The organism is Microcoleus sp. OTE_8_concoct_300 (assembly GCF_031383065.1).
GTDB lineage: Bacteria > Cyanobacteriota > Cyanobacteriia > Cyanobacteriales > Microcoleaceae > Microcoleus.
In genome coordinates this window covers 1-1,174 of sequence record NZ_JANMZH010000597.1, presented here as the reverse complement: position 1 = coordinate 1,174, position 1,174 = coordinate 1, and the positions used below count along the sequence as shown (strand labels likewise).

At 46.5% G+C, this 1,174-nt stretch carries 2 protein-coding genes and 1 pseudogene; 2 read left to right on the top strand and 1 reads right to left on the bottom strand.

Annotated features, from left to right (window positions below; genetic code table 11):
• Positions 1–481: pseudogene (locus ACUVJL_RS27655) on the bottom strand (APC family permease); the annotation flags it as partial.
• A gap of 121 nt (positions 482–602) precedes the next feature.
• Between ACUVJL_RS27655 and ACUVJL_RS27650 the strand changes: the two are divergent.
• Together ACUVJL_RS27650 and ACUVJL_RS27645 are read left to right on the top strand one after the other, a co-directional pair.
• A complete protein-coding gene (locus ACUVJL_RS27650) occupies positions 603–833 on the top strand; it encodes a hypothetical protein (protein WP_445248771.1) in 231 nt (76 codons plus the stop codon).
• A gap of 35 nt (positions 834–868) precedes the next feature.
• A partial coding sequence (locus ACUVJL_RS27645; RefSeq protein WP_445248770.1) for a LysR family transcriptional regulator occupies positions 869–1,174 on the top strand: 306 nt, incomplete at its 3' end.

Sequence of the window (1,174 nt, the reverse complement as noted above, 5' to 3'; positions counted from 1 at the left end):
CCATAGCTGAGAGTTGGATATCTTTATAACCTGCATACCAAGCAACGCCGGCCCCGATCGCTAACAGCGTAATCGGTGACGGATGGATGCCTAAATGACCGATGAAAGTACCCGTAAAGTTGGCAAAACCACACAAAACGGCCATCGCAGTAAATAGATAAGCGAGTACCAAACTCCAGCCGCAAATTACGCCGGCAGTCGGGCCCAGTCCTTTAACAATATAAGAATAAAGAGAACCAGCAGAAGCCGATCGACTCGCAAATTGGTTGATATTGATGCTGACAAATACTAGGCCTATCAAGCCGATGAGAAAGCTCAGCCAAGCCCCGTTACCCGAAAGAGCGACAATTAACCCTATATTAGATGCGGGTATAGTTGTAGGTGCAATGACGGCAAAGGATTGAGCTAAAACCTCCCCGAAGGAGAGGCAGTCCGGCTTTAAGCCGTGTGCACTCAGATTTTTTGGCGTTTTCTTGGTCATTTATCTTCTCTCTTTTTGTCGATCGACTTTTGGCGGCTTAAACTTGTCGGTGCTGCTTCAGCATTTAGCCCTGCGTTAGAAGCTTAAGTATCACCTTAAGGCTCTTCTGAGGTAGAATCAAATGTTGTTTTTTATCGAATTAATAAATACAAGTGATGCAGTGCCGCCGCCAAAGAACTGTTGGAGTACCAAACCTATCTGTCGCCACCAGCTCAAACCCTTGACGTTAAAAGAAAAATTGAAAGAGCGGCTGGCAACCGTGCTTTATGGGCAATTCCAATCTGTACAAGAGAGTCGATCGAAAAGTTCACGTCAAAACTTAGCCGCAACAGATTTTTATCTCAAAAAATAACTGTATTTAGTAAAAGGGTACTCAGCATGGCCGGAATGACACTTGACCAACTGCGAGTTTTTCTAGCTGTGGCGGAACACCTGCACTTCAGCCGCGCGGCGGAGGAACTTTACATTACCCAACCGGCAGTCAGCGCCGCTATCCAATGTTTAGAGGCGGAATATGGAGTAAAACTATTTCACCGCATCGGCCGCCGCATCGAAATCACAGATGCTGGGAAGTTGCTGCAAGTTGAAACTCAGAAAATTCTCCACCAAGTTGCTTTGACTGAGAGAGGTTTGCGGGAGTTGAATGACTTGCAGCGAGGCGAATTAAACTTGGGTTGCAGTCTGACCATTGGC